At 67.0% G+C, this 25,518-nt stretch carries 27 protein-coding genes; 11 read left to right on the top strand and 16 right to left on the bottom strand.

Annotated elements, in window-relative coordinates; genetic code table 11:
• Positions 1 to 61: 61 nt before the first annotated feature.
• Positions 62 to 553 (bottom strand): SRPBCC family protein, encoded by a 492-nt coding sequence (locus tag JZ792_RS17655; protein ID WP_216911558.1) that lies wholly within the window; start codon positions 551 to 553, stop codon positions 62 to 64.
• A gap of 86 nt (positions 554 to 639) precedes the next feature.
• Between JZ792_RS17655 and JZ792_RS17650 the strand changes: the two genes are divergently transcribed.
• Together JZ792_RS17650 and JZ792_RS17645 are read left to right on the top strand one after the other, a co-directional pair.
• Complete coding sequence (locus JZ792_RS17650) at positions 640 to 978, top strand: ArsR/SmtB family transcription factor (protein ID WP_216911557.1); 339 nt, start codon at positions 640 to 642, stop codon at positions 976 to 978.
• Positions 971 to 1,486 carry an SRPBCC family protein gene (locus JZ792_RS17645; protein WP_216911556.1) on the top strand — a complete coding sequence of 172 codons (516 nt, stop codon included), beginning with the start codon at positions 971 to 973 and terminating at the stop codon, positions 1,484 to 1,486. The genes JZ792_RS17650 and JZ792_RS17645 overlap by 8 nt, the downstream gene beginning before the upstream one ends.
• 35 nt (positions 1,487 to 1,521) lie before the next feature.
• Here the strand turns inward: JZ792_RS17645 and JZ792_RS17640 are convergent, their stop codons facing one another.
• The 9 genes from JZ792_RS17640 to JZ792_RS17600 form a co-directional block, all read right to left on the bottom strand.
• The gene (locus tag JZ792_RS17640; protein ID WP_216911555.1) at positions 1,522 to 2,082 is read right to left on the bottom strand and encodes a GNAT family N-acetyltransferase; all 561 of its coding nucleotides are present in this window, start codon (positions 2,080 to 2,082) and stop codon (positions 1,522 to 1,524) included.
• A 34-nt stretch (positions 2,083 to 2,116) separates the two neighbouring features.
• Positions 2,117 to 3,673, bottom strand: coding sequence for a polyamine aminopropyltransferase (locus JZ792_RS17635; RefSeq protein ID WP_308165336.1), 1,557 nt, complete (start codon positions 3,671 to 3,673; stop codon positions 2,117 to 2,119).
• Between the two features lie 5 nt (positions 3,674 to 3,678).
• A complete protein-coding gene (locus tag JZ792_RS17630; protein WP_216911554.1) occupies positions 3,679 to 4,098 on the bottom strand; it encodes a DUF4247 domain-containing protein in 420 nt (139 codons plus the stop codon).
• A gap of 76 nt (positions 4,099 to 4,174) precedes the next feature.
• Positions 4,175 to 5,104, bottom strand: coding sequence for a non-homologous end joining protein Ku (gene ku, locus JZ792_RS17625; RefSeq protein WP_216911553.1), 930 nt, complete (start codon positions 5,102 to 5,104; stop codon positions 4,175 to 4,177).
• A gap of 107 nt (positions 5,105 to 5,211) precedes the next feature.
• Positions 5,212 to 5,844 (bottom strand): TetR/AcrR family transcriptional regulator, encoded by a 633-nt coding sequence (locus JZ792_RS17620; RefSeq protein WP_216911552.1) that lies wholly within the window; start codon positions 5,842 to 5,844, stop codon positions 5,212 to 5,214.
• 155 nt (positions 5,845 to 5,999) lie between these two features.
• The gene (locus JZ792_RS17615) at positions 6,000 to 6,938 is read right to left on the bottom strand and encodes an alpha/beta hydrolase (RefSeq protein WP_216911601.1); all 939 of its coding nucleotides are present in this window, start codon (positions 6,936 to 6,938) and stop codon (positions 6,000 to 6,002) included.
• A 71-nt stretch (positions 6,939 to 7,009) separates the two neighbouring features.
• Positions 7,010 to 8,371: a flavin-containing monooxygenase gene (locus tag JZ792_RS17610; protein WP_216911551.1), complete on the bottom strand. Its 1,362-nt coding sequence runs from the start codon at positions 8,369 to 8,371 to the stop codon at positions 7,010 to 7,012.
• 153 nt (positions 8,372 to 8,524) lie between these two features.
• Complete coding sequence (locus JZ792_RS17605) at positions 8,525 to 9,658, bottom strand: lycopene cyclase family protein (RefSeq protein WP_308165335.1); 1,134 nt, start codon at positions 9,656 to 9,658, stop codon at positions 8,525 to 8,527.
• 61 nt (positions 9,659 to 9,719) lie between these two features.
• Positions 9,720 to 10,484 carry an SDR family oxidoreductase gene (locus tag JZ792_RS17600; protein ID WP_216911550.1) on the bottom strand — a complete coding sequence of 255 codons (765 nt, stop codon included), beginning with the start codon at positions 10,482 to 10,484 and terminating at the stop codon, positions 9,720 to 9,722.
• Positions 10,485 to 10,744: 260 nt separating this feature from the next.
• On the opposite strand from JZ792_RS17600, the gene JZ792_RS17595 reads away from it, so the two are divergent.
• Complete coding sequence (locus JZ792_RS17595; protein WP_109526973.1) at positions 10,745 to 12,376, top strand: ABC-F family ATP-binding cassette domain-containing protein; 1,632 nt, start codon at positions 10,745 to 10,747, stop codon at positions 12,374 to 12,376.
• Positions 12,377 to 12,459: 83 nt separating this feature from the next.
• Positions 12,460 to 12,693 carry a helix-turn-helix domain-containing protein gene (locus JZ792_RS42060; protein WP_109526974.1) on the top strand — a complete coding sequence of 78 codons (234 nt, stop codon included), beginning with the start codon at positions 12,460 to 12,462 and terminating at the stop codon, positions 12,691 to 12,693.
• Positions 12,694 to 12,866: 173 nt separating this feature from the next.
• On the opposite strand, the gene JZ792_RS17590 is transcribed toward JZ792_RS42060, so the two are convergent.
• The 4 genes from JZ792_RS17590 to JZ792_RS17575 form a co-directional block, all read right to left on the bottom strand.
• Complete coding sequence (locus JZ792_RS17590) at positions 12,867 to 13,805, bottom strand: MvdC/MvdD family ATP grasp protein (RefSeq protein WP_308165334.1); 939 nt, start codon at positions 13,803 to 13,805, stop codon at positions 12,867 to 12,869.
• Between the two features lie 36 nt (positions 13,806 to 13,841).
• Complete coding sequence (locus JZ792_RS17585; protein WP_216911548.1) at positions 13,842 to 14,303, bottom strand: hypothetical protein; 462 nt, start codon at positions 14,301 to 14,303, stop codon at positions 13,842 to 13,844.
• 287 nt (positions 14,304 to 14,590) lie between these two features.
• Positions 14,591 to 15,007 (bottom strand): acyl-CoA thioesterase, encoded by a 417-nt coding sequence (locus tag JZ792_RS17580; RefSeq protein WP_216911547.1) that lies wholly within the window; start codon positions 15,005 to 15,007, stop codon positions 14,591 to 14,593.
• Positions 15,008 to 15,074: 67 nt separating this feature from the next.
• Positions 15,075 to 15,581 (bottom strand): cupin domain-containing protein, encoded by a 507-nt coding sequence (locus tag JZ792_RS17575; protein WP_216911546.1) that lies wholly within the window; start codon positions 15,579 to 15,581, stop codon positions 15,075 to 15,077.
• 98 nt (positions 15,582 to 15,679) lie between these two features.
• On the opposite strand from JZ792_RS17575, the gene JZ792_RS17570 reads away from it, so the two are divergent.
• The 4 genes from JZ792_RS17570 to JZ792_RS17555 all read left to right on the top strand — a co-directional run bounded on the left by JZ792_RS17570 (position 15,680) and on the right by JZ792_RS17555 (position 18,147).
• On the top strand, positions 15,680 to 16,207 hold the full coding sequence (locus tag JZ792_RS17570; RefSeq protein ID WP_216911545.1) for a MarR family winged helix-turn-helix transcriptional regulator: 528 nt from the start codon (positions 15,680 to 15,682) through the stop codon (positions 16,205 to 16,207).
• A 170-nt stretch (positions 16,208 to 16,377) separates the two neighbouring features.
• Positions 16,378 to 16,905, top strand: a complete 528-nt coding sequence (locus JZ792_RS17565) for a YbaB/EbfC family nucleoid-associated protein (RefSeq protein ID WP_216911544.1) — start codon at positions 16,378 to 16,380, stop codon at positions 16,903 to 16,905.
• Positions 16,895 to 17,233, top strand: coding sequence for a hypothetical protein (locus tag JZ792_RS17560; protein ID WP_216911543.1), 339 nt, complete (start codon positions 16,895 to 16,897; stop codon positions 17,231 to 17,233). Before JZ792_RS17565 ends, JZ792_RS17560 begins: the two co-directional genes overlap by 11 nt.
• On the top strand, positions 17,233 to 18,147 hold the full coding sequence (locus JZ792_RS17555) for a WXG100-like domain-containing protein (protein ID WP_216911542.1): 915 nt from the start codon (positions 17,233 to 17,235) through the stop codon (positions 18,145 to 18,147). The genes JZ792_RS17560 and JZ792_RS17555 overlap by 1 nt, the downstream gene beginning before the upstream one ends.
• An 18-nt stretch (positions 18,148 to 18,165) precedes the next feature.
• Here JZ792_RS17555 and JZ792_RS17550 read toward each other — a convergent pair whose 3' ends face one another.
• Both JZ792_RS17550 and JZ792_RS17545 read right to left on the bottom strand, forming a co-directional pair.
• Entirely contained in the window at positions 18,166 to 18,732 is a 567-nt protein-coding gene (locus tag JZ792_RS17550) for a TetR/AcrR family transcriptional regulator (RefSeq protein WP_109526982.1), read from the bottom strand.
• Between the two features lie 92 nt (positions 18,733 to 18,824).
• The gene (locus JZ792_RS17545; RefSeq protein WP_216911541.1) at positions 18,825 to 21,641 is read right to left on the bottom strand and encodes an aconitate hydratase; all 2,817 of its coding nucleotides are present in this window, start codon (positions 21,639 to 21,641) and stop codon (positions 18,825 to 18,827) included.
• Positions 21,642 to 21,997: 356 nt separating this feature from the next.
• Here JZ792_RS17545 and JZ792_RS17540 point away from each other — a divergent pair, with 356 nt between their 5' ends.
• The 3 genes from JZ792_RS17540 to moxR1 form a co-directional block, all read left to right on the top strand.
• Positions 21,998 to 22,567, top strand: coding sequence for an Rv1476 family membrane protein (locus JZ792_RS17540; RefSeq protein ID WP_216911540.1), 570 nt, complete (start codon positions 21,998 to 22,000; stop codon positions 22,565 to 22,567).
• A gap of 266 nt (positions 22,568 to 22,833) precedes the next feature.
• A complete protein-coding gene (locus JZ792_RS17535) occupies positions 22,834 to 24,252 on the top strand; it encodes an NlpC/P60 family protein (RefSeq protein ID WP_216911539.1) in 1,419 nt (472 codons plus the stop codon).
• Positions 24,253 to 24,424: 172 nt separating this feature from the next.
• A partial coding sequence (gene moxR1 / locus JZ792_RS17530; RefSeq protein ID WP_216911538.1) for a chaperone MoxR1 occupies positions 24,425 to 25,518 on the top strand: 1,094 nt, incomplete at its 3' end.

Below are 25,518 nucleotides of genomic sequence, written 5' to 3'. Positions count from 1 at the left end.
AGTAGCTAATTTCGCCGGATGGTGAGCGCCGTCGGGCCGTCCATCATTCGGGGCGTCCGTATTACCGCGAGGTCGTCTCGGTCCGTGCCCGTGACAGTGCGACGGCTTGCGGTTCGTCGTCGGGCAGGCCGGTTCCGGTGGTGATCAGCCCGCCGAGACTCTGTTCGATGTAGTAGGTCCAGCCCTTGCGGCAGGCCTCGAAACATTCGAATCGGGGGACCAGGCCGACGTGGGTGAAGCGGAGTTCGGCGCCGCCCTCGGTCGCGGTGACGTCGAAGCGGATCTCGGTGCCGTTCCATTCGGTCTGGTCCTCGACGAAGTCGATCCGGTTGTCCAGCACCCGCCAGACCACTCGTTGTCCGGGCACCACCTCGGTGACCTCGATGGTGCTGCGGTGCACGCCGGGAACCTCGTAGGTGAACACGTCACCCGGCCGGGCGGAGTCGCCCACGAGGGATCTGGACCACCAGCCGCGCACGTCGGTGACGGCGGCGGTGACGGATTCGGGGGTTCGATCGGTGCCGATGGTTGTGGTGAAACTCTGGTCGGTCATGGCTCACTCCGTTCGATGCGGGGAATCGGCCGCGATATTCAACCGATTGGTTGACAGTAGCGCCGGAATGCGGAATATTCAACCGTATGGTTGAGAGTTCTCGGGATCGTCTCGACGTGGTGTTCCACGCGCTGTCGGATTCCACGCGCCGGTCGATGTTGCGCAGCCTGGCGCGCAGGCAATGCAGCGTGGGTGAGCTCGCCGCACCGTTCGACATCTCGCTGGCGGCCGCGTCCAAACACATCAAGGTGCTGGAGCGAGCCGGGCTGGTGCGGCGCAGTGTGCGGGGGCGGACACATATCTGCCGACTCGACGCGGGCCCGCTGCGCGACGGTGTCGAATGGATGCGCTTCTACGAACGATTCTGGAACGAGAGCCTCGACGCACTGGAAACCGCACTGCTACAGGAGGATCAAGGTGAGTGAATACGGTGAGGTCGTCGACGCGGCCACGATCCGCGTCGAGCGGATCCTGCCCGGACCCATCGAGCGGGTCTGGGCGTATCTGACCGATGTCGACAAACGCGCCACCTGGCTGGCGGGCGGGTTGCTCGAACAGCACACCGGCGGTCGGGTCGACCATGTCTTCCGGATCCACGAACTCACCGGCGAGGGTGATCCGGCCGAGGTCGCCGATCGACGCCACGGCGAGGTGCTCGCCTGGGATCCGCCGCGCCTGCTGCGCCACACCTGGAGCACCGGGGGCGACCTCGCCGATTCGGTGGTGACCTTCGAACTCGACCCGGTGGACGACAAGGTCCGCCTGGTGGTCACCCACAGCAAATTGCCGTCACGGGACGAGATGGTGAATGTGGCCTCCGGCTGGCACACGCACCTGGACTTTCTGCGCGATCGTCTCGAGGAACGGTCACCGGCGACGTTCTGGCCGAAACTCGAGGAGTTGCGCGGCGAATACGAGACGATCCTGCCCTGAGACGACCGGGGTGAGCGTCGGCGTCGGCTGACCGGTCAGCGCGGACGGTTAGCTCGATTGTCGCCCGCCAGGCGTCCGCGTCGTATCAGCGCGCGTTTGGTGCCGGGGGCGATCGGGGGCAACCCCACATCCGGATCCGTCTCGGGCTCGGCGGGATTCGGGCGGACGAACAGGGTCACCGACGCCGCGGCGGTGAACCCGCTGCGCGTCATGAGGGTGGCCGAGGCGGTATTGCGGCCCTCCACATCGGTGACGATGCGGAGGGCGCCGCGGGCGAACAGCGCGTCCGAGCAGATGTCGACCAGTCGTTTGGCGATGCCTTGGCCCTGCATATCGGGGGCGACGGCGATCCACTCCAGGTAGCCCCAGTCGTCGCGGAGTTCGAATTCCATCGAACCGAGGACGAACCCGACCACCCGATCCGAATCCAGCGCCACCCAGCACGCCCCGTCCGGACTGTCGAGATGTTCGGCCACCGAGGTCAGCGACCACGACGTGTACGGCTTGGCGGTGACATCGAACACCTCGTGCCCGAGATCCAGCACCTGGCGTAGATGGCCGAGGCCCATCGGGACGATCGCCGTGACGGAGTCCATGCCGCCAGTTTGCCAGGGTCCGCAGCCGCGGACCTCAGCGCCACTCGTGCAGTTCGAGGTCGATGATGACCGGATGCATCAGCGTCGAGACCGGTGAACCGGGATCGCGGCGGTCGGGGGCGAAGGTCGCGGCGGCGGCCAGACTCGGCGCGTCGAGCGACCGGAGCGCGGCGGGCGGGTCGAGCCGAAGCCCGGGTTCGGTGTCGCGGGTGGCGAGCACGAAACCCCAGTCGCCGAAACTCGGCACATCGACGTGATACGGCAGGGTCCGCAGTTCGGCGGCGCGGACGGTGGTCTCGATACACCAGAACGACCGCGGCGCGAAGAAGGGCGAACCGGACTGGATGACGACCGTGCCGCCGGGGGCGAGCACGCCGGCGGTCATCGCGTAGAACTCCTTGGTGTAGAGCTTGGCGATCGAGGTCTGATCCGGATCGGGGAGGTCGACGATCACCGCGTCGAAGGCGCCGGGATCGGTGCGCAGCCAGGAGAAGGCGTCGGCGTTGATCACGCGCACCCGCCGGTCGTCGAACGCGTGGCGATTCAACTCGACCAGGCGCGGATCGGTGCGGGCGAGGGCGATCATCTCCGGATCCAGTTCCACCAGGGTGATCCGCTCGACGTCCGGATAGCGCAGGATCTCGCGCAACGCCAGGCCGTCACCCCCGCCGAGGACGAGAACCTCGCGTCGCGCGCCCGCCAGCGCGGGATGGACCAGCGCCTCGTGATAGCGGTACTCGTCGACCGAGGAGAATTGAAGATCCCCGTTCAGGAACAGCCGCACGTCCGGGGTGCCGAACGGTGACACCGACTCGGTGAGGACGATGCTCTGGTACTTGGTCTGTTCGTGCCACACGATCGGATGTGCGAACAGGGCCTGCTGCGCGGTGGCCTCGAAGCGGTCGGCGTAGAGATAGCTGCCGACGAGCACGCCCGCGACCACCGCGGTGAGCGCGCCGAACACCCATCGCGAGCGGCGCGGCAATTCCGTTCGGAACAGCACGAACACCACGGTGAGTCCGGCGACCGCGTTCACGACGCCGACGATCAGACTGCCCCGGATCTGCCCGAACAGCGGCAGCAGCAGGAACGGGAAAGCCAATCCGCCCAGCAGCGCGCCGACGTAGTCGGCGGCGAACAGATCGGCGACGGCGCTACCCGGTTCCTGTCTGCGGATACGTTGCAGCAGTTCCATCAGCAACGGAATCTCCGCGCCGATCAGGATGCCGAGCAGCATCGCGAGGAAGATCAGCGCGGAGGTGTAGATGTTGAGCCAGGCGTAGGCGGCGTAGAGCGCGAGCACCGAAAGCCCGCCGAGCAGCGCCAACGCCAATTCGACCGCGACGAAGGCCGCCGCCGCGTGCCTGCGCAGTGGTTTCGCGGCGAGCGCGCCCAACCCCATCGCGAAAACCATGACGCTCAGAGTGATCGAGGCCTGCGCGGCGGTGTCGCCGAGCAGATAGCTGCCGAGGGTGACCAGCGACAGCTCGTAGACGAGACCGCAGGCCGCGCAGATGAACGCGGTGGCGAGCAGGGCGACGCGAGCCGCTCTGACCCGCACCGGCAGAGGGCGTACGACGACGGCGGTCACTGTGCCTATTTCCCGCTCTGACTCCGGTATTGGTCGTTGGGCGGAGTATTCGGCCAGCCCCACTGCGACACCGTCGAATGGTGCCGGGTGTAACCGTTGCGGTATTGATCGACCAGGACCACCGATCCGGCACCGTTGGGGGACACCGTGATGATGTCGTCGCGATATTGAAGATAGTTGCGGTCGCCCGATTTCCGGTTGTCGAGCGGACGGGCGGCCCCCGTGATCGCGCTGGTCACCGCGGCGGGGCCGAGCGTGGAGGTGTACGCGCGCCCGTCGTTCGCCTGATCCAGCGTGGTCGCCCTGGTGTACTTGCCGGTGACGAAATCCCTGGCGGACCGGACATCGTCGCCGCAACCGGTGACCGATAGCGCGAGGGCGATCACCGCGACGATCCCGGTGATCGAGCTGGTCAGGCGTTTCATCTGTATCCCCCGTGGAGCGCCGAACGGGCGCCCGTCCGGTGGTGATGCGACTGGACGGGGACTCTATCAGGAAGGGTCAGGCCCCTTTTCGGGCCGCGGTCTTCTTCGCGGTCTTCGCCGCGGGCGTGCTCGCCTTCTTCGCCGCCGCTTTCTTGGCGGGGGTCTTCTTCGCCGGGGTCTTCTTCGCCTGTGTGCCCGATCCGCCGCTGTCTCCGGCGCCGCGACGTCCGCTCGCCTCCAGACTGCGCTGTAGGGCGGCGACCAGATCGACGACTTCGGCGTCCATCTCGGCGGGCGCGGCCTCCTCGTGGCTGACCACCTTGCCGGTGCCGCTGGCGATGGCCTCGTCGAGCACCTTCTTCAATTCGATCTGGTACTCGTCCTTGAACAGTGTCGGATCGAAATCGTCGGACATGGTCGCGACCAGGGTCTCGGCCATATCGATCTCCTGGGAGCGCGGTTCGGACACGCCGTCGAGGGATTCGAATTCGACCGCCCGGACCTCGTCGGGCCACAGCAGCGTCTGGAGGACCAGCACGCCGTCGCGCACCCGCATCGCCGCCAGCCTGGTCTTCTGTCTGAGGGTGAAATGCACCAGCGCGGTGCGATCGATGCGGTCGAGCGTCGTCGCCAGCAACACGTACGCCTTGGGCGTGGTCGAATCCGGCTCCAGGTAATAGCTCTTGTCGAAGAAGATCGGATCGATCTGATCCGACGGCACGAATTGCAGTACCGGAATCTCGTGCTTCTCGGCCACCGGCAATTTCGAGAAATCGTCGTCGGTCAGCACGACTTTGTCGCCTTCGGGGGATTCGTAGGCTTTGTCGATATCGGCGTACTGCACGGATTTCCCGCAGATCGTGCAGACCCGGTCGTATTTGATCCGGCCGCCGTCTGCGGCGTGGACCTGGTGAAAACGGATGTCGTGATCCTCGGTGGCGGTATAAACCTTGACGGGGACGTTGACCAGCCCGAATGCAATCGAGCCTTTCCAAATAGCTCGCATGGAGTCCATGATGGCCGACCCCGTGGGAATCCGCGAGCAGAGCCGCCCGCGGTTCGGTCACGGTCGGGTGTGGAATCGCGCAGCCACCTTTATGAAGGAGATTCGGCCTACACCGCGACCGTGCCGTAGATGGATCTGAGCCAGATCGCGACCAGGGCTTCGACCCGTTGTTCCACGGTGGGTGGGCCGTCGGCGCTGAATTGTTCGAACGCGCGTTCGTTGAGCTCGACCAGGATGGTGGCGAGGGCGACGCTGTCCGGGCCGTCCGGCGCGTTGCCGTTCGCGCGCTCGGCCTCGATCACGGCGGCGATCGGCTCGATGAAGGAGGCACGGGTGGTGTTCCAGAGTTCGGCCACCGACTGATTGCGCTGACGGGCGGTCACCATGGCCTGGAACAGGCGGCGGTGGCCCTCCCACGCCGCGAAGACTCCGCGCAGGGCGTCTTCGAGACGGTCGCGCGGTGAACCGGCGCCGTCGACCAGCAGGTGGGTCGCGTCGAGCACTTCGCGGTACATCTCCGCGCCGAGCGCGGCGACGCAGGCCGCCTTGTCCTCGAAGTAGAAATAGAACGCCGACCGGGTGACGCCCGCCGCCGCGGTCAGATCGGCGACGTTGATGTCATCGAGGACCTGCACCTTCAACTTCTCGTCCAGGGCCCGCAGCAGGGCGAGACGGCGTTGATCGCCGCGTTTGGGGGTGCGCCGGTCGAGCAGACCGCCCGCGTCGTCGGTCGCGGCCATCTCAGTTCTCCGACCGTGTCGGTGCCGATTCGTGCGGGAGGTGACGCATGTGTCGAGTGTGCCGTGGTCCAGGTGAGCCGTCCCACCGCACCCCGTCCGATGCGGTCGGCCTCTCCGGTGCTCGTCCGAATCTCATTGCGGTGCGGCCGGTTTCGTCACGATATCCGCAATGTTCGGGTCAGGAACGCGGCCTGATGCTCGCGCACCGCCTCGTGCAGGCGTTTGCCCGGATACACGTCGAAATGGTCGCCCGGGTAGTGCCGGATCTGCGCCCGCGCCTCGACCGCGGTCTTGACGGCCGCCCCGACCGGGACGCAGCGGTCGAAATCGGCGATCTGGAAAAGGGCCGGGCACCGCAGGGCCGTGGCGAAGCGTCGCGGGCGGTGTCCCATGGCGTCGAAGGCGATCGACGCGCTCACCTCGTTGCGCCAGGTGGGTCCGGCGATCGAGAGGTAATCGTCGTACGTGCCGGGCAGATTCAGCAGCGCGACCTCGTCGGGCCGCCCGACCGCGGGCAGCATGACCCGGGGACGGCGGGCGGCGGCGGCGCGTTTGTCCTCGGCGGCGCGCAGCAGCAGGCGCGCGGTCGTCGCGGTGCGGGTGGACAGTGACGCGGCCGGTTCCGCGGTCGGCGGTGTCGAGACGGCGGGGCGATCGGTGGCCAGACCCGACACCAGCGGTGTCAGCGCGATGATCGCGGCGATATCGGTGCGTCCCGCCGCGACCTCGAGGACGGTGCCGCCCGACAGCGAGACACCCCAGAGCACCAGTCGACGCGGATCCACCCCCGGCAGGCGCGCGGCGGTCCGCAACGCAGCGCGGTAGTCCTCGATCTGCCCCCGCAGCGAGATGACCTGGCGTGGTTCGCCCGCGCTCGCGCCGAAACCCCGGTAGTCGAACGCGAGGACGTCGAGTCCGGCTTCGGCCAGACGCGCGCCGAAGGAATCCAGTCCGCAGTCCTTGGTTCCGGCGAAACCGTGCGCCATGACGACGGCGGGTCGTCCCGCGTCGGTGGCCAGGCGGTCGTGCGCGGCGGGGAAATGCCAGGCGTCGCAATCCACGCCGTGGGAGTCGAAGGTGAGCGATCGGGGCATGGGGCTGTCTCCGTCGGGCTGATCGCCGGTGGTCCCGGCGGGGCTGATCGTCGTGGTGGGGCGCGGGTGCTTCACGCGCGCACCCGCGGGGTGATCGCCGCACCGCCGTCGAGCGCTCGGCGTCGGCCTTCGGGCAGTTCGCTCACCCGCATCTGCCGCTCGTAGGTGAAGAAGTCGACCTGCTGGGTGTGCCGTGGCCGGTCCAGGACGTGCCCGGTGTACATCTGCTCGTCCTCGGTGATGACCTGCTCCATCACCTCGGGTGTCGGCGGGCGGTATTCGCCCGCCGCGTAGGCGGCGATCATGCGCGCCTGGCATTCCACGAAAGGGAACAGCGTCGGCACCGACTGGGCGAAACCGGTGAACGCGAGATCGTCCATGCCCGGCACGAGGATGCGCTTGTAGAGGCGGATGCGATTGTCCGGCGCGCTGATCAGATCCGGATCGAAGAACGGGAAGGTGATGTTGTATCCGGTGGCGTAGACGATCACATCGAAGTCGGCGCTGGTGCCGTCGGCGAAATGGACCGTTCGGCCGTCGAGCCGCGCCACATCGGGTTTGGGGGTCACGTCACCGCAGCCCAGGCGCAACGGCAATTCGATCGACTGGGTGCCGTGCGCGTCCATGAACCGATGCGTCGGTTTCGGCAGACCCCACTGCTCCGGATTGCCCGAGATGAATTCGGCGAAGCCGTTCACCATCCAGCGGAACATCCGGCGCGGCATGAAAGGCAGTGCGGCGCCGTATTTGTCGACCGGCCTGCCCGCCATGTACTTCGGCACGATCCAGGACCCGGAACGGGTGGACAGATACACCGTGTTCTCGGTGGCGCGCGAGGACAGTTCGACGGTGATGTCGGCCGAGCTGTTGCCGATCCCGACGACGAGGATGCGCCGACCGTGCAGGTCGAGCGGTTCGCGCGGATCGATGTAGTGGTGCGAATGGATCGTCTCGCCGGTGAACGTGCCGGGAAAATTCGGGTAGCGCGGATCCCAGTGATGTCCGTTGGCCACCACGAGGAAATCGAAGTCACGGGCCGCTCCGTCGGCGGTGTGCAGTGTCCACCCGCCCTCGGCGTGATGTTCGGCGCGCACGACGGCGTTGCCGAATTCGATCCGGTCGAGCAGTCCGAAAGCCGCCGCGTACTCGTCGAGATAGGCCTTGATCTGCGAGTGGTGCGGGAAGTCCGGATACTCCCGCGGAATCGGGAAGTCCTGGAACGAGAGCCGGTATTTCGAGGTGTCGATATGCAGCGACCGGTACGCGCTCGAGTGCCCGTTCGGATTGCGGAACGCCCAGTTGCCGCCGATCCGATCCGACGCTTCGAAACAGGTGTACGGAATCCCGTAGTCCCCGAGCATCTTCCCCGCCGTGAGCCCGGCGATGCCCGCGCCGATGATCGCGGTGGACGGTGGACTGCCGGTCTCGCTCATGGTGATCCTTCGTTCCGGTCGGGTCGGCGGACTCGCCACCGACCCATAATCTGACGCGCGTCAAATATAACTGTCGCGCGTGAAATCGGACGAGAATCGCGGATATCGGCGTTGGAGGTCGGAACCCTCATCCGTGCTGCCGGGCACGTGGTGTCAACGATCCGGTTCGGGCGGAACTCCGGTGGTGCGTGCGGGAAGGACGAGTGGGCGGCGCAGGTGCGAGGGCACTGCGGCGAAAAGCGATCCCATCGCGGCCAGGGTTCCGGCGAGGTCGGAACGGCCGGACAGGTAGGCGCGTTGCCGCGCGGGCGGGAGCGTGAAGAAGGCGTCGAAGAATTCGGGCATGTCCCGTGGCGGCATGGCCAGGAGGGCGCGGAGTCCGGCGGCGCGCAGTGCGGCGACCGCGCGGGTGCGCAGTGGGTGCACGGGGGAGTCCGCGGCCACCGCGTCGGCGGCGGCAAGTGCCGCCGCGACGCTGTAACCCGTTGCCGGGTGCGTGAATCCGCCCGCGGCGCCGAACCGGTGACGGCCCTGGTGTCCGCCCTGTACCGGGAAACGGACCCGCTCGACGGTCTCGTCGCCGTCGAGTTCGATTCCCCGCGAACGCAATCGATGAACCAGGCGGTCCCTGAGTTCACGGGTGGACAGTGCGGGTCGTCCCGCCAGGCAGGTCTCCTCGAGCAGCATGGCGCCCCCGCCGAGCGGTACCACGTACAGGAACGACGGTGGCGCGTCCGTTGTCGCGCCGTTGTCGCGCCGCCAGTCCATGAAGGCCGGTTCGATGCCCTCGGTCCGCTCGGGACCGAGGACCACGCCGTAGGCGGTCTGCTCGGCGAGCGCGGGGGAGCGGGCGACGCCACGGGCGTCGATCACCCGGTCCGCGCCGAGCACGGTCCCCGACGCGCAGACCACCGAATCGCGGCCGAGTTCGGTCACCCGATCCGCCAGGACCGTCGCTCCGTCGATGTTCAGCGAGGCGCGCAGTCGCTCGGTGTCGAAGACGACGTAGCGTCGGTCCACCTCGTGACGGCGATATCCCCAGACGATCGGACGGTCGACGGTCGCGGCGACAACCCGGGGGTCGAGCCAATCGGGGAGTTCGTCGGCCCACGCCGCGTACGTCGCCGTCCAGCGCCGTAGCGGAACGGGATCGACGACGGTCACCGTGAGCCCGCGCGCCAGGCACCGCGAGGCCACGGCCCGGCCCGCGGGTCCGAGTCCGCAGACGACGACCCGCTCGCTCACCGCCGCCCGCCGCGTGAGGTCAGCGTCGGTGCTCCCGTTCACGTCGGTGCCGCCGTGGTCCGGTGCCGATCGGAGCGGTCCACGGGCGCCTACGGGACGTTTCTCACAGACCGCCGGTCGAGAGCAGCCCACCGTCCACGCGCACCGTCTCGCCGGTGATCCACGCGGCCTCGTCGGAGGCGAGGAAGGCGATCAGGCGGGCGACGTCCTCCGGCGAGCCGAGACGTTTCATCGGGTACACCGAGGCGGCCTTCTCCTCGTCGGCGGAGTACAGCGCGTCCGCGAATTTGGTTTTGACGACGCCGGGAGCGACGGCGTTGACCCGGATCTTCGGTCCGAGCTGCCAGGCGAGCTCGTCGGTGAGCCGGATGAGCGCGGCCTTGGAGGCGCCGTAGGCGGCGATCACGCCGGTGGAACGAATACCGGCGACGCTGGCGACGTTGACGACCGCGCCGCCGTTGTCGCGCATCCACGCCCTGTACGCCTCCTGGATGTAGCCCAGGGCGGCCACGACGTTCACGTCGAAGATCTTGCGCACCGCGTCCAGATCGGCCTCCATCAGCGACCCGTACACCGGGTTGATGCCGGTGTTGTTGATCAGGATGTCGATCGAACCGAATTCGGCGACGACCCGTGCCACCGCGGCGGCCCGGCTGTCGGCATCGCCGGAGTTGCCCGCGAGCGCCACGATCTCGCCCTTGTGGCCCAGCGCGCGCAATTCGGCGGCGGCGGCCTCGAGCGGTTCCGGTTTGCGCGCGGTGATCAGCACGTTCGCGCCGCGTCGTGCCAGTTCGGCGGCGACCGCCTTGCCGATACCCCGGCTCGCGCCGCTGACCAGTGCGCTTCTACCCAACAGATCGGTGCTCATGTGAGGGCACGTTACCGCAGCGATCTCGGCCTCCGGTCGAGGATGCGGACCGGCAATCTCCTGGAATTCGCGGCCTCGATCCGGCCCCGCGGAACCTCCCGCGAAGAGTTATTGCCGTCACATGAGCATCGCGCGGTGCATGGTGTGGGTTATATGGCGGGTAAAATCGGTGGTTCTTGTGGGTATCGCGTCGCACAATCGAGCAGCAACCGCCCAGCAGCGCCTATTCGCACCATTGTCTATTCGTGAGGAGCCCGTCTGTGATCACCGCGACCGACCTGGAGGTCCGGGCCGGAGTCCGCACCCTGTTGTCGGCACCTGGTCCGGCGTTGCGGGTGCAGGCGGGCGACCGGATCGGCCTCGTCGGACGTAACGGCGCGGGCAAGACGACGACCCTGCGGATCCTCGCGGGCGAGGGCGAACCCTACGCCGGAAAAATTCTGCGCTCCACCGAAATCGGGTACCTGCCGCAGGACCCTCGCGAGGGCAACCTGGACGTCCTCGCGCGTGACCGGGTGCTGTCGGCGCGCGGCCTCGACAGTCTCATCCGGGACATGGAGAAGCAGCAGGCGCTGATGGCCGAGGTCGCCGACGAGGCGGAACGCGAGAAGGCGATCCGTAAGTACGGCAGGCTCGAGGAGCGTTTCTCGTCACTCGGCGGCTATGTCGCCGAGAGCGAGGCGGCCAGGATCTGCCACAGCCTCGGTCTGCCGGACCGGGTGCTCGGGCAGGCGCTGCGCACGCTGTCCGGTGGTCAGCGTCGGCGAATCGAATTGGCGCGCATCCTCTTCTCCGCCTCCGACGGCAGCGGTGGCCGCTCCGATCGCATCCTGCTTCTGGACGAGCCGACCAACCACCTCGATGCCGACTCCATCACCTGGCTGCGCGGATTCCTACAGAGCCACGACGGCGGCGTGATCGTCATCAGCCACGATGTGGAACTGCTCGAGGCGGTCGTGAACAAGGTGTGGTTCCTCGACGCCGTGCGCGGCGAGGCGGACGTCTACAACATGGGCTGGAAGAAATACCTCGACGCCCGCGCCACCGACGAGCAGCGCCGGGTCAGGGAGCGAGCCAACGCGGAGAAGAAGGCGAGCGCGCTCAAGTCGCAGGCCGCCAAACTCGGTGCGAAGGCCACGAAAGCCACTGCGGCACAGAACATGGCCAAACGCGCCGACCGACTGCTGGCCGAACTCGACGATGTCAGGGTGGCCGACCGGGTCGCCAGGATCAAGTTCCCGGAACCGGCCCCGTGCGGCAAGACACCGCTGATGGCGGAGAACCTGACCAAACTCTACGGTTCGCTCGAGATCTTCACCGGCGTGAACCTCGCCATCGACCGGGGCAGCCGGGTGGTCATCCTCGGCCTCAACGGCGCGGGTAAGACGACCCTGCTGCGGCTGCTCGCAGGCGTGGAGACGCCGACCGCAGGCGGTCTGGTGGCCGGACACGGGTTGAAGGTCGGCTATTTCGCGCAGGAGCACGACACCCTCGACGACACCGCGACGGTGTGGGAGAACATCCGCCATGCCGCGCCGGACGCGGGTGAACAGGAATTGCGCGGTCTGCTCGGCGCGTTCATGTTCTCCGGTCCGCAGCTGGAACAGCCGGCGGGCACCCTGTCCGGCGGTGAGAAGACGCGTCTGGCGCTGGCGGGCCTCGTCTCCTCGGCGGCCAATGTGCTGCTGCTCGATGAGCCGACCAACAACCTCGATCCGATCTCGCGCGAACAGGTGCTCGATGCGCTGCGCACCTACGGTGGCGCCGTGGTGTTGGTGACCCACGATCCGGGCGCGGCGGAGGCTCTGTCACCGGAGCGGGTCATTCTACTGCCCGACGGCACGGAAGATCATTGGTCGGCTGAATATCTGGAATTGATTCAGCTCGCGTGATTCTCATCACAAGCACCCGTTGATCAGGGCCCGTCGAGTGCTTAGCCTGGAGTGACGCGCTGCTCGGCGACTCGGAGGAAGCCATGAGCGACAGGCCCACACAGAACAAGGCCCCATTGGGAAAGGGCACCCGCGTCACGGGGAAATCACGTGACCGTCTACAGAACCAGTTGAAGAAGCAATACGAGGCGGGTGCAAGCATCCGCTCGCTGGCACGCGCTACGGGGCGCTCCTACGGATTCATCCACAACGTGCTGGTGGAGTCGCATGTGCAACTCCGCAGCCGCGGTGGCGCCAATCGGCGAAAGAGCCAATAGCCGTCGATCGAACGAGACCTCCTGCCGTACCGCCGGTCCGAATTCGGATCGGCGGTACGGACGGACAATCATGCGCGCGTCGGCGTATCCGCCACGGGCACAACGGGATAACGACGTGTCATGAGGGCTTTACCGAGTCCGGGATGGTCGTGCCCGGCGAGGGGAAGAGCGGATCAGTACTCGGGAACCGCGCCGTCACCGTGCACGAGCAGATTGCTCAGGCTGCGGAACAGCGGTAGTCCGGTCTTGATCTCCAGGTAGGCGAACTGGCCCTGCGGGTTGACCTCGAGGAAGTAGTACTCGCCGTCGCGACCGAGCCGTAGGTCGATCACGCCGAAACTCAGTCCGAGCGCGCCCATCAGTGTGGCGAGAGATTTGCTCACCGAGGCGGGTAACTGCTCGCGCGCGAATTCGACCGAGGTGTCGAGGCGGGAATCGATGCGCCCGACACCGGCCTGCGAATCGATCCGCACCGTCCACTCCACGCCGTCGACCCACACCACGCGCAGGTCACAGGTGGCGTCGATGTAATCCTGGAAGGTGGTCGGTGAGGTGCGGATACTCGTGAGCTTCCCGAAGTCCGCGCGATCGATGATCCTGGTCTCCGCGAATTCGGCTCGCCCGGTCCCGGTGCGTTTGTAAACCACTGGGCCGGGACGGGATTCGGCGAAGCTGCGGGCCTCGTCCGGATCATTGGTGATCAATGTCTCAGGAACGGTGAAACCGGCGCGCAGCGCCGTCTCCAGTTGAACGATCTTGCGGCTCGCGGTGCGGTCGGCACCGGGATCGTTGATCCACGCGGCGGGAATCGACCACAGCATGCCCTGGCTGAAACCGTCGCATTCGGCTTGGCGAAAGGCGTCGTCGGAGGCCCGGATGCCGGTGGGGACCGCGGACAGATGCGGTCGACGCCACCAGACCGAACGGACGTCGTCGAGTCCGATGAGGTGCGACATCGAGCGCGTCGTGCCGAGCCGGTCGAGCCGGAAGCTCCCGTACTCGCGCGGGAAATCACGCAGGTCGAGATGAATCGGGCTGAGCCCGTGGTGTTCTCGCAGCGTCGCCGCCATCGCGGTGCCGTGTAGATCGTCGGTTTCCGAGACAATGAGCACCGAACCTCGCGGGCTTGCCACCATGCGCGGGGCCGCTCAGTCGAGGCTGTCGCAGTTGATGCCGTCGTCGCTGCTGTCGAGCGATTTCGTCTGGCAGTAGGTGTGGGTCGCGCCGCTGCCGGATGACCCGTCGGTGATTCGCATCCGTTCCGCCCAGGAATCCGTGAGTTGTTGCAGCAGTTCGTCTCCCAGCGCGGGGGACGGTTCCCCCGCGAGGGTCAGCGGCCGCTCGACCAGGTCGATGCGCAGCCTGCGGGTGAAATCGGCGGTGGCGCCGGGCCGGATGTCCACCAGGACCGGCCGCTCGTCGGCGGTGCGATCGTCCACGCCAGCGGAATCGAGTACGCGGAGCACATCGTCACGACGGAAGGTCCACGTCCCCTCGGCGACGCGGACGGAGATCTCACGTTCCGACTCGGCCACGAGCAGGCCTTGTAAAGCGGGAACGCGGTCACCCGTCGCCGGCGCGCCTCCTGGGAGGTGGATTGCGTCGGTCATGATGTGAACTCCGATCTGCTCGCGATTAGCCATGACCCTCGAGCGTGAACAGGATCATATCGTGCGAGGCCCCGTGACCGACCCGGTTCGGAAGATTTAAACCCCGGTGGCAAACAGATTAACGGGGGCCGGATAGGCTTGCACCGAAAGATTTTCGGTGGGTGCCCACCCCGCCTGTCGCTAACACGCAGCTATTTCATTGTGGGATTTGTCTTCCCGTGTTGCCGGGCGGTGGCGGTGCCACGAGGTCCGAACGATCGGGGTCCGAACGATCGGGGTTCGCTTGTTCAGAGTCCGAGGAGTTCGGGTCGCTCCGCGAGGGCGCGCAGTCGCGCTCCCGGATCGGCCACGAGTTTGCGCGCGGTGAGATCGAGTATGCCGCCGATCACCGAGATCTCCGCCGCGACGGTGTCGTCGAGTTTGCGGATCTCCTGCCGGATGCGGAACGTCTTGCCGCCGGACCACTCGAAAGCGCAGTCGATGGTGACCTCGTCGCCGCCGCGCAGTTCGCGCCTGTACTTGATGGTCGTCTCGAGCACGACGGGGCCGATGCCGTCGGCGATCAACTTCTCCTGTGCCACCCCGGCGGCGCGCAGGAGTCCCCAGCGCGCGTGCTCGCCGTATTGCAGGTACACGGCCTGATTCAGGTGCCCCTGGGTGTCGAGTTCGTATCCACGCACCATCACCTGGGTAGAGAAGCTCATGGCGGAGGCAACCCCGGCCGGACGCGGGAATGTTCCCGTGCGCCGGGATAGGTGTGTCACATCCGGTTCAGCGACGCTGGGCGGAGCGTCGCGCCCACCAGTCGGGCGCGTCGACGAAGTGATTGTCGAATTCGTCCTGGGCCGCCGCCAGATCGGCGAGGGTCGCCTCGCCCCTGCCGATGCGATCGAGCAGTCGGAAGTAGTCGAAACGTTCCACGCCCGGCATGAGGGCGATCAGGACGCGGGCCCCGCTGTCCGGCGTCGCGCCGAACGCGTGCGGCATCCGTTTCGGCACCACGACGGAACCGCCCGCCGCGACCGTGACGATCCGGTCGCCCGCGAGCAGTTGCAGTTCGCCGTCGGCGACGTAGAACAGTTCGTCGGAGCGTGTGTGATAGTGCGGAGCCGCGCCGTCCGCGCCGGTCGCGAGGGTGATCTCGACGGTGCTGACCGAGCCCTCGGTCGCGTTCGCGTCGATGAGCAGGCGAATCCGTGCCTGCTCCGTGCCGAGGATCTCGGCCTCGTGGGGGTGCCGGACGGCGATGTCGCGGTGTTCGGCGGCGGTGCTGCTCATGGTCACTCCTGTGGTTCTTCGTCGGTAGTTCTTCGACATATAGTTCGCCATCGAATGATTCGGTGCCGAACTATATCCCAGCGAATAGAATGCTGTCCATGGTTGCCAAGGATTCGGGTGCGACGCGATCCGACCCGGTCGACGCCATCACCGCGCAGTGGCGTCGCGAACGGCCCGATCTCGACCTGGAGGCGATGGCGATCCTCGGTCGACTCGGCAGGTTGACGCTGGTCGCGCAACGCCGGATCGAATCGGTGTTCACCGCGCACGGCCTCCAGCGCGGTGAATTTGATGTGCTTGCGGCCCTGCGCCGTTCGGGTGATCCGTTCGAACTGAACCCCTCGGTCCTCGCCGACACCCTGATGCTGTCGCGGGCGGGGATGACCGGACGGCTGGACCGGCTCGAATCCGCCGGACTGGTGCGGCGGGTGGCGGACGCCGCCGATCGACGCGCGATCCGCGTCGTCCTCACCGACGCGGGCCGCGCACTCGTGGACACGGTGGTCACCGATCACGTCGCGAACGAGACCGCGATGCTGTCCGTGCTCGACGCGCCGGATCGCCGCGAACTGGACCGGATCGTGCGGGTACTGCTGGAGCGGCTCGACCCCGGTTCACCTGTCTGACCGCGCGAATCGAGTAGTCGGTCACGCGCGCCGCGCACGGAACGCCGATCGGCAGGCTCGGCGATGTGAAGGCGAACGGAGGTGACCGTCGGGCCGATTTCGACATCGAGGGAACCGCGACCGGCTCCGCTGCGTCAGACCTAACGACGACAGAGCTGAAAGGTACGAATATGGGTTCGCGATTCGAATCAGACGAGCTGCGGGCTCGCACCGATGGTCTGCGAAGGCAGGTCGACGGCATGATGTCGACCTACGAACAGCAGTTGCGCGATATCGCCGCCGCGAAGTCGACGCTGGCGACGGTATCGTCGCAGGGCTGGTCCGACGACAGCCTGGTCCGAGTCACCGTCAACGGCGCCGGAATCCCGATCGACGTGTGGGTCGACGCCGGGGCGCTCAAACGATCCACTCCCGAAGGGCTTGCGGCCTCTTTCCTCCGGGCGGCCCAATCGGCCGCGCGGTCGGCCAAGGCCGATATCGACACCCTGCTGGCCCCGGTGCGCGAGGCGGCGGCGGAATTCGGTCCGCCGGAGCAGGTCTACGAGCACTTGCCGTTCGTCGGGGCGCTCGACGACATCCTCCCGCCACCACCCGAACCGGCCGCGCCCGCGCCGGAATGGCAGGATCCGGGGCCGTTGGACGACGAGGACGAAGGTCCGCACTGGAAGGGACTGGGGGCGAACCGCAATGGCTGGTGACGACTTCCGCATCGATACCGATCAGGTCGGCGCGCAGGCGGCGAAATTCGGCGAACTCGCCGGTGAACTGACCACGGGGCTGACCGATCTGGTCGCGGGGCTGTCCGCGATCGGAGATGCCTGGGGTGAGGACGAATTCGGTGAACGGTTCGCGGCGAACTACGTCGACAAGGCCGACGACGCCCTGACGAATATCGCCACGGCCGTACAGATGTTCCAATTCCTCGAGAAGGGCACCGAGGTCACGGCGAATACCTTCGGCGCTCTCGACGCCGATTTCACGAGCGTCCTCACCACGATCACCTCCCGGCTCGACGGGACGGCGTGATGGGTCTCGAGATTCCCGACGAACTCAAACCCGTTGCCGCGCTGGTCGTCTACAAATGGCCCGAAACCGACGAGACCGGGCTGCGTGGCGCCGCCGACACCTGGGATCGGATGGCCGATCTGCTGGATCAGGTGAATGATCTGGGCAGCGACGTGGTGAAGGTGGTCCTGGCCAACACCCGGGGCGACACCCACGACGCCATCGAGAACTTCTGGAACAAAGCGGGCGGCGACACCGGGATGCTGGGCGAGCTGTCCGAGTTCTGTCGTGAGTTGGCCTTCGTGCTGCGCGTGATGGCCGCGTTGGTGCTGGCGGTGAAACTGTTCATCATCGCGATGCTGGTGTATCTGGCGGTGCAGTTGGCTGCTGCCGCCGCCGCGGCGGTGCCGTCGCTGGGAACCAGCACCGCGGTCGGTGCGGCAGCCCAGGTGAGTACGCGAGTGGCGGTGACGACGGCGCTGCGCCAACTGATCCAGGACATCACCACCAAGACGATCGTGCTGGGCGCGGTCAAGGGGCTGGGTACCTCCTCCGCGATCGAAGTGGGGTTTCAGTCGCTGGAGATCAAACTCGGTGTGCGCGAGGGCTACGACTGGACCAGAGTCGGTTCTGTCGCGGCGCACGGCACGATCGCGGGCGCTGTCGCGGCCCCGGTGCAAAAAATCCTGAAGAACGCCGGGGTTCAGCTTCCGGGTGACAGCGTGACCGGCGGCAGCGTCGTCGGCCCCTCGGCGTTCATCAGTAAGAAGATCGGTCACGAGGTGGCGAATGTCGCGTGGGGTGAGGAGGCCACTGTCACCGGCCGCGGCACCGAAGTGGCCACCAAGGTGATCCGTCAGGAGATCGTGGACGCCCTGGCCGAATCCTCGACGCTGAATCAGGGTTCCAGTCTCGATCTCCCGCAGCAGAATTAGCCGGACATCGGTGCGCGGTCACTCCCGGCGGCGCACCGAGGCTTCCACGAGATCCAATACCGCGGAAAGGTTTTCGTTGGTGTGCCCCGACGCGATGCGGGCGATCAGACCGTCGAGCACGAGATCGAGATAGCCGAGCAGGACGTCGGTGGGTACGTCGTCGCGCAGTGCGCCCGCGGCCTTGCGGCGTTCCAGACGGGCCAGGGTCGCCGTGGTGAGTTCGGCGGACCGCTGGGTCCAGCCCGCGCGGAATTCGGGGTCGGTGCGCAGTCGCCGCGCGATCTCCAAACGTGTTCCGAGCCAATTGAACTGCTCGGGATGGGTGAGCATATCGCGCATGACCTGCACGATGCCCTGATTGGCCGCGACATCGGCCATCCGTTCGGCGTCCTCCTGGGCGAGGGCGAGGAACAGGGCGTCCTTGTCGCGGAAATGGTGGAAGATCGCGCCGCGTGAGAGGCCGATCGCTTCTTCCAGGCGGCGCACGGTGGCGCCTTCGTAACCGAATTCGGCGAAGCAGGCCCGCGCCCCGTCGAGAATCTGGCTTCGCCGGGCGGCGAGATGATCTTCACTGACCTTGGGCATGCGGACTCCTCGAGGCAATGTGCGAGAGTCCGCGCACCGCGAAACCGCGGTGCGCGGACCCGTACAACGACCGTGCAGTCGAGCGCCGCGATCTAGCCGCGAATCATGTTGCGCAGCACGAACTGCAGGATGCCGCCGTTGCGGTAGTAGTCGGCCTCGCCGGGGGTGTCGATGCGGACCACAGCGTCGAAGGTGATCTTGTCACCGTTCTCCTTGGTGGCCGTGACCTTCAGGGTCTTCGGGGTGACACCCTCGTTCAGCGCGGTGATGCCCTCGATGTCGAAGGTCTCGGTGCCGTCCAGCTTCAGCGACGCGGCCGACTCGCCGGCCGGGAACTGGAGCGGGACAACGCCCATGCCGATGAGGTTCGAGCGGTGGATGCGCTCGAAGGACTCGGTGATGACGGCCTTGACGCCGAGCAGGCTGGTGCCCTTTGCCGCCCAGTCGCGCGAGGAACCCGAGCCGTACTCCTTGCCGCCGAGCACGACCAGCGGGATACCCGCGGCCTGGTAGTTCTGCGAGGCGTCGTAGATGAACGACTGCGGGCCGCCCTCCTGGGTGAAGTCGCGGGTGTAACCGCCCGAGACGTCGTCGAGGAGCTGGTTGCGCAGCCGGATGTTGGCGAAGGTGCCGCGGATCATCACCTCGTGATTACCGCGACGCGAGCCGAGGGAGTTGTAGTCCTTGCGCTCCACGCCGTGCGAATCCAGGTACTGCGCGGCCGGGGTACCCGGCTTGATCGGACCGGCCGGGCTGATGTGGTCGGTGGTGACCGAGTCGCCGAGCAGCGCGAGCACGCGGGCGCCCGTGATATCGGTGACCGGGGCCGGATCCATCTGCATGCCGTCGAAGTACGGGGGCTTGCGCACGTAGGTGGAGTTCGGATCCCACGCGAAGGTGTCGCCCTCGGGGGTTTCCAGGTTCTGCCAGCGCTGGTCGCCGTCGAAGACGGTGGCGTAGGACTTGGTGAACATGTCCCGGCTGATCGCCGACTTGATGGTGTCGTCGATCTCCTGCGACGACGGCCAGATGTCCTTCAGGAACACGTCGTTGCCGTCGGTGTCCTTGCCGAGGGCGTCGGCCTCGAAGTCGAAGTCCATGCTGCCCGCGAGCGCGTACGCGATGACCAGCGGCGGCGAGGCCAGGTAGTTCATCTTGACGTCGGGGGAGATACGGCCTTCGAAGTTGCGGTTGCCCGAGAGCACCGCGGTGACCGAGAGGTCGTTGTCGTTGATCGCCTTGGAGATCTCCTCCGGCAGCGGGCCGGTGTTACCGATGCAGGTGGTGCAGCCGTAACCGCCGACGAAGAAGCCCAGCTTCTCCAGGTAGGGCCACAGGCCCGCCTTCTCGTAGTAGTCCGAGACGACCTGCGAGCCCGGCGCCATGTTCGTCTTGACCCACGGCTTGGAGGACAGGCCCTTCTCGACCGCGTTGCGAGCCAGCAGGGCCGCGCCGATCATGACCGACGGGTTGGAGGTGTTGGTGCAGGAGGTGATGCCCGCGACCACGACGGCGCCGTGATCGAGGACGAAGTCACCGCGCTCCGGATCCGACACCTTGATCGGCTTGGACGGGCGGCCGACATTGCCGTTGGCCGCGGACGGGAGTACCGCGTCGTCGTCGGCGAAGGACAGCACCGCCGGATCGGAAGCCGGGAAGGACTCCTCGATGGCCTCGTCCAGGTGCGTGTGCGGGGTGACGGCGGCGGGGCCGGACTCCGCGTCGTTCGTGTAGTTGTGGATGTCCTTGCGGAACGCGGTCTTGCTGTCCGACAGCAGAATCCGGTCCTGCGGACGCTTCGGGCCCGCGATGGACGGCACCACGGTGCTCAGGTCCAGCTCCAGGTACTCCGAGTACGCGGGCTCCTTGTCGGCGTCGTGCCACAGACCCTGCTCCTTGGCGTACGCCTCGACGAGCGCCAGCTGCTCGTCGCTGCGGCCGGTGAGGCGCAGGTAGTTGATGGTCTCACCGTCGATCGGGAAGATCGCCGCGGTGGAGCCGAATTCGGGGCTCATATTGCCCAGGGTGGCGCGGTTCGCGAGCGGAACCTCGGCGACGCCCTTGCCGTAGAACTCGACGAATTTGCCGACCACGCCGTGCTTGCGCAGCATGTCGGTGACGGTGAGCACCACGTCGGTGGCGGTGACGCCCGGCTTGATCTCACCGGTCAGCTTGAAGCCGACCACGCGCGGGATCAGCATGGAGACCGGCTGGCCGAGCATCGCGGCCTCGGCCTCGATGCCGCCGACGCCCCAGCCCAGCACGCCGAGGCCGTTGACCATGGTGGTGTGCGAGTCGGTGCCGACACAGGTGTCGGGGTAGGCCTGTCCGTTGCGGACCATGATCGTGGGGGCCAGGTATTCGATGTTGACCTGGTGCACGATGCCGACGCCGGGCGGGACGACCTTGAAGTCGTCGAACGCGCCCTGGCCCCAGCGCAGGAACTGGTAGCGCTCGCCGTTGCGCTGGTACTCGAGGTCGACGTTCAGTTCCAGCGCGTCCGCGCGGCCGAAGACGTCGAGGATGACCGAGTGGTCGATGACCATGTCGGCGGGGGAGAGCGGGTTGACCTTGTTCGGGTCGCCGCCGAGGGTGGTGACGGCCTCACGCATGGTGGCGAGGTCGACGACACAGGGCACACCGGTGAAGTCCTGCATGATGACTCGGGCCGGGGTGAACTGGATCTCGGTGTCGGGCTGGGCGTTCGGATCCCAGTTCGCGATCGCGCGGATGTGGTCTGCGGTGATGTTCGCGCCGTCCTCGGTGCGAAGTAGGTTCTCCGCGAGGACTTTGAGCGCGTAGGGGAGTTTTTCGGTGCCTGGCACGGCCGAGAGGCGGAAGATCTCGTAGGAGTTGCTTCCGACCTCGAGGGTGCCCTTGGCGCCGAAAGTATCGTTACTTGTCGTCACGTCAGCTCCACTCGTCTGTGAGGGTCGGCCACCGGCGGGGCTGTGCCGATGACTGGTTGTTCGAGGGCGTCCTTGGAGGGGCTCCAGCGCCCGTCGGGCGTCGGTTCCTCGCGCCGTAACTCTAACAGTACGCTTGTCCTATGAAACGCGCGGGGGGCGCTCTGTACGGCATGGTCGACGCCCGGTCGGCTCTGTCGCGTACTGTGCTCGAGAGCCAGCGTGGTCGGATCCCGGTCCGGCGGCGCGCTCCCGGGGCGGTCGCACGCCGCCCGCGTCGGACGGGAGCGGTGCTCAGCCCGCAGTGTTAAACGCCCATCGCATCGCACGCCGATGTGGCTCGACAGACCGGATGGAAGATGGCCCCCTCGCATACCTCGGTTTTCACCCCCATGGCCGCGAAACTGCCGCCCGAGATCACCGAAAGCGGTCTGAAGGCGATTCTGGCCGATGTCGAGGGCAATCGCGTCGCCACGCCGGTGGGTAAAGGGCAGTCCGGGCTCGAGACAGTCGTCGCCGAGGCGCAATCCCAGGGGATCCCGCTGAGCATCGTGGTGATTCCCGGTAATCCAGGCCACGACTCCAATCTACGGGACCTGGCCACCGAGGTCGGAAAACAGCAGCACGGCACCGTCGTCGTCCTCAGTGACGATTGGGTGGGCACCTACAGCGACTCGATCAGCCGGGTGACGCTGGAATGGGCCGAGGACGCGGCCAAGAGCAAGCAGGGCAATTCGGTCGAGGCCGCGCGCATCTTCGTCGGACGCCTCGAGGAACCGGAATCGGTGTCCTGGACCGCGATCACCCTCGTGCTGCTCGCGATCACCGTGCTCGCCACCGGCGGGCTCTACTGGGTGAAGGCTCGGCGTGCTCGGGAAGAACTCGCCCCCGCCGTTGCCGCGCGGCGTCCCGGGGACGCCGACAGGTAAGCGGTATCTGCCGCTTCCTTTTTACATAACGGTCGGTTCGTTTCGACCGGTCAATTCCTCTAGCGCATACGGCTAATTCTGGGCAATCCATAAATTACGCGCCTGTGATTCTGTTGCTGGAGTTCTCTTGGTGATGAATGTGTCGTACGGTTCGAATGATCGCCGATGGGGAACATGTGTTGACAAGGGCCTCTAGCTGACCACTGGGTTGGATGTGGCGACAGGGGCTCGTGTGGCTATGCCGGATTCGGGTCCTTGGAGGTGCGATGCGTAGTTTCGGCAACGGCAATCAACGCTCGTTTTCGATCGCTCTGGGTTTGCTGGTGGCGATGACCGTCCTCGTCACGGCGAGCCCGGCGGTCGGAGTGCCCCCCGCCCCGCCGAATCCGAGCGACAGCGAGATCTCCGCCGCGGACGCACAGGTCGACGCGAGGGTCGGCGAGGTCGGCGGGCTGATCAATCAGGTCGCGGTCGTCGAACAGCAATTGCAGCAACTCGACGACGCGGTGGCGGCCGGACGCGAACAGGTCAACAAGATGCTCGTCGACCTGCAGACCGCCCGGGACACCGTCGACGCCGCCGCCGAGGCCGTCGACGTCTCCGGCCACGAACTCGACCAGGCGGGTACCGCGGTCGCGCAGGCCAGGCGGGAATTCGACGAATTCGCCACCCAGGCCTACACCAGGCCGACCTCCGGCTCGATGGTCACCTATCTGTCCGCGCACAGTCCGGGCAGCGCCATCGACCGGTCGCAGATTCTCGGTCTCGTCGCCAAGGATCAGCGGCAGGTGCTCGACGGGCTGCGCCGGGCCCAGATCGAACAGGGCAACAGGAATTCCGATGCGCGCGAGGCGAAAGCGGCCGCCGACGCCGCCGAGGCCGAAGCCGAACAGCGCAAGATCGACGCCGAGAACGCGGTCGCCGCCGCCACGGCGCGGCTGGCCGAACAGAACGCGCAACGCGAGGGACTACTACAGCAGCGCGCGGCAGCGCAGAGCAGGCTGGACGCCGCGCGCACGAACGTCGACGGCCTGCAGAACCAGCGCGAGGCGTATCTGGCCTGGGACCAGCGGCGCCAGGCCGAGCAGACCGCCATCCTCGCCGCGGCGAGCGCCGCCGCGGCCCGGGCCGCCGCCGACCGCGCCGCCCGGGATCGCGCCGCCGAACTCGGCACCGGCAGACGCCCGCACACCGACCTGGAGAGTTCGACCCCGCCGCGCAAGGCCACCACCCCGCGCCCGTCGCGACCATCGCTGGGCGGAACCGCGGCGGTCGACACCGTGGTGGACCGGGCGATGTCTCAGCTCGGCGTCGTCTACGCCTGGGGCGGCGGTGACGAGGACGGGCCGACGCTTGGCATCCGCGACGGCGGCGTCGCCGACAGTCACGGCGATTTCCAGAAGGTCGGCTTCGACTGCTCGGGTCTGATGATCTACGCCTTCGCCGGGATCGGCGTCTCGCTTCCGCACTACAGCGGCTACCAGTACAACGCGGGCACCCGGGTGCCGATCTCCGACCGGGAACGCGGCGACATGCTGTTCTGGGGTCCGAACGGCAGTCAGCACGTCGCGTTGTATCTGGGTGACGGCACCATGGTCGAGGCGCCGGAATCCGGCGACGTGGTGAAGGTTTCCCCGGTGCGCGAAGGTGGCATCATGCCTTTCGCGGTGCGTATTCCCGGCTGACGGATCCCTTGTGGATCGGCCGCGGAATCCCTCGCGCGACAGCCTGGGAGAACTCCGTGCGTACCCTGCGAACAGACCATGAATTCGGCTGTTAGCGGAGCCGGTTGCGGCATGTGCGGCAATTACCTGGAATAGTTGGGTCAGCACGCACAGGACCAAGGCGAAAGCGGGGATGTTGGTGACTTCGACGGATGGTGTGAGCGGGGCGAACCTGGCGAAGGATGCGCCGGAGCCCGCGTCCACGCTGGAGCGAGACGTCCAGATTCTCGAGAAAGCGATCTACGAGGTCAAGCGCGTCATCGTCGGCCAGGATCGCCTGGTCGAGCGGCTGCTCGTCGGTGTCCTCGCCCGCGGTCACGTTCTGCTCGAGGGTGTGCCCGGTATCGCCAAAACCCTTGCGGTCGAGACGTTCGCGAAGGTGGTGGGCGGTTCGTTCTCGCGTGTCCAGTTCACCCCCGACCTGGTGCCGACCGACCTCATCGGTACGCGTATCTACCGTCAGGGCCGCGAACAGTTCGACACCGAACTCGGACCGGTGGTGGCCAACTTCGTCCTCGCCGACGAGATCAACCGCGCGCCCGCCAAGGTGCAGTCGGCGTTGCTCGAGGTGATGGCCGAGCGGCACGTGTCGATCGGCGGCAAGACCTACCCGATGCCCGATCCGTTCCTCGTCATGGCGACGCAGAACCCGATCGAGAGCGAGGGTGTGTACCCGCTGCCCGAGGCGCAGCGCGACCGCTTCCTGTTCAAGGTCGTCGTCGACTACCCGTCGGTGGAGGAAGAGCGCGAGATCATCTACCGGATGGGTGTCACCCCGCCGGAGGCCAAGGCGATCCTCGAACCGACCGAACTGATCCGGTTGCAGAAGGTCGCCGCCAACACCTTCGTGCATCACGCGCTGGTCGACTACGTGGTCCGGGTGATCGCGGCGACCCGCAAGCCGCTCGACTTCGGCATGCCCGATGTCGCGAACTGGATCTCCTACGGCGCCTCGCCGCGCGCCAGCCTCGGCATCATCGCCGCGGCCCGCGCCGTCGCCCTGATCCGCGGCCGCGACTACGTGGTGCCGCAGGACGTCGTCGAGGTGATTCCGGACGTGCTCCGCCATCGTCTGGTGCTGTCCTACGACGCGCTCGCCGACGAGGTGTCCCCCGAGGACGTCATCAAGCGGGTGCTCCAGACCGTCGGTCTGCCGCAGGTCGCCCCGCAGGCCGTCGCCCCGAATTCCGCCCCGGCCGCGCCCGCGGTGCCCGCAGGGCCTTCCGC

It is taken from the genome of Nocardia noduli (assembly GCF_019038455.1).
In the GTDB taxonomy this organism is placed as follows: Bacteria; Actinomycetota; Actinomycetes; order Mycobacteriales; family Mycobacteriaceae; genus Nocardia; species Nocardia noduli.
Note: the sequence above shows the minus strand (reverse complement) of the source record. Positions and strands in the feature narration are given on the sequence as shown.